At 62.7% G+C, this 2,150-nt stretch carries 3 protein-coding genes; 1 reads left to right on the top strand and 2 read right to left on the bottom strand.

What is annotated here, in order from left to right; all coding sequences use genetic code 11:
• Together EN750_RS31045 and EN750_RS31040 are read right to left on the bottom strand one after the other, a co-directional pair.
• Positions 1 to 314 (bottom strand): hypothetical protein (locus EN750_RS31045; RefSeq protein WP_145968083.1); only part of this gene is annotated, 314 nt, incomplete at its 3' end.
• Positions 315 to 403: 89 nt separating this feature from the next.
• A complete protein-coding gene (locus EN750_RS31040) occupies positions 404 to 1,411 on the bottom strand; it encodes a ribonuclease (RefSeq protein WP_127399001.1) in 1,008 nt (335 codons plus the stop codon).
• Positions 1,412 to 1,592: 181 nt separating this feature from the next.
• On the opposite strand from EN750_RS31040, the gene EN750_RS31035 reads away from it, so the two are divergent.
• On the top strand, positions 1,593 to 2,150 hold a 558-nt coding region (locus EN750_RS31035; RefSeq protein ID WP_145968082.1), incomplete at its 3' end, for an alpha/beta hydrolase.

Genomic DNA, 2,150 nt, shown 5'->3' with positions numbered 1-2,150 from the left:
ATGATCAAGAAAGCGCAAGCGGCCAGCAGCGAGGAGAATTTCAACGCGCTGGTGTCAGCCGGCACCGGAAACAGCAACGTCGCCAGCGGCAGGAAGGCGCCGAAAATGCCGATCGCCGCGATAATGATGAAGATCACCGCATTGACGATCGTGAACAGCTGGTACGTGCGGACGCCGATCGGTTCGGAGAGCGTTCGCATGCGTGCCCACTCGGCGTCGGTATACGAAAAGCCCGGCCATTCCATGCGGGCATCGTTTATCGAGACCATGCCCTTGGCCCAGAAAGCCAGCCGCGCCAGCGCGCTGCTCGTCATGCCATCCATTGCCGCCCCCGCCAGAATGATGCGCTCGCAGCATAACACCAGGGCACGGCAGGGCGACAGTCCGGTACCTCTGTTGAGAGTTACTGGAAGCCGATCGCGTCGACATTGCCTGTCGGGCAACCGGCTTTGTTGGTCGGCACCGAAGCCAGCAGCAGATCCTTGAGCGAGCTGTTCGGGCCGATCTGACCGGCGAGACCGAGCGTCAGTTCGCCGATCAGCCGCCTGCCGCTCGACGGATCGATGACACAGGACACGCGCACCCGGTCGCCTGCCCCCGCCCCAAAGGCGCTGTCGAAAGCGCCGCGGATCTGGTCCGCCGTCAGCTTTCCACCGATGTTCTTGGCAAAGAGATCGCGCACCGGCGAGCTGTTCACCGCACGCATTAAATTGAGCGCATCGGAGAAATAATCCTGCTGGCTCTTGCCGTAGCAGGTGCCGTGCTTGATCCATTCATGCCGCTCGAGGTGGGAGGCCGTTCCAGGCATCACCTGATCGAGCTCCGTGCGGGTGTTGGCGTCCAGATTGACCGGCGGCAGGTCTTTCCAGTGGGCCGGATTGTCGTTGGCCTTGTCGCTCGCCGTCGCCTGGCAATAGAAATTGCCGTTCGGCTGCGGCCACAATCCATGCAAGGTGAAATGCGTCGCGTCGAAATCACCGGCGTTCTGCGCCTTGCATTCCGTCTTGTTCGACTTTGTCTCGCAAAACGCCGGCTGCCAGCTCAGCGCGAAGACGTATTCGGGTTTTCCCGACGCCGCCGGCTTGCCTTGGTCGTCAGGTGCGGCCGGCACGGTCGCCGCGCTGCTGCCGGAAACGTGGCCGCAACTGACCTTCACCCAGCGGCGCTCCGGATCGGCGCCGGGAACCAGGATAAGGTAGTGCGTCGGCGCATCCTTGTTGCCGGCAAGCAGCTGGTAGCTCTTCCCGGCATCGGTCGAGACATTGCCGGGGTTCTTGCCGTTCTTGATGGCTTGCGTTGCCGGACAGGCAGCGTCGGCGACGAAGCTACCGCTCATCTTGACATCGGCACGCGCGGCACCGGCCAGCGACGCGGCCAGCATGGCCAATCCGAAAACGACAGCAATGCGCATGGAAAATCCCCGCTGGACAAGTGGGCGACAGATTGAGGCTGTCTCCATGTCAGAATTGCGATATTTTGCTGGTCAAACGCAAGAAACATCGTCGCGAAAAGCGGGGTTGCCGGATTGACGCATAATGCGGGCCGGCGCAAACAAAGCCAACGACGATAATGCAAGGGCGGGACCAGGCGGCATGTCATTCAGCCAGCAGCGCGTGGTTGCCTCGCCGACCGGTGCCGATCTCAATCTTTTCGTCAGGCAGGCCGACGGCCGGGCACGCGCCGTCGTCCAGATCAATCATGGATTGGCCGAGCACGCGGCGCGCTATGCCCGCTTTGCCGATTTTCTTGGCTCCCGCGGCTTCCACGTCTATGTCCACGATCATCGCGGCCATGGCGCGACCAAGGCGCCCAACACGCCGCTCGGCAGGTTCGCCGACAGGGACGGCCCGGCCAAGGTGATCGCCGACGTCGGCGCCATCCATGATCTTATCGCCAGCGAACAGCCAAACAGACCGGTCATCCTGTTTGGCCATTCGATGGGTGCGTCCGTGGCGCTGAACTACCTGTTGCGCCACTCGCCACGCGTCCATGCCGCCGCGATCTGGAACGGAAATTTCTCCCAAGGCTTGCTCGGACAGGTAGCGCTAGGCATCCTTGCCTGGGAACGGATGCGGCTCGGCTCCGACGTGCCGTCGCGTCTGCTGCCGAAGCTCACCTTCCAGGCCTGGGGCAAGGCGGTGCCCAACCAC

The organism is Mesorhizobium sp. M7A.F.Ca.ET.027.03.2.1 (genome assembly GCF_003999175.1).
GTDB lineage: Bacteria > Pseudomonadota > Alphaproteobacteria > Rhizobiales > Rhizobiaceae > Mesorhizobium.
This window is presented reverse-complemented; position numbering and strand designations above follow the sequence as displayed.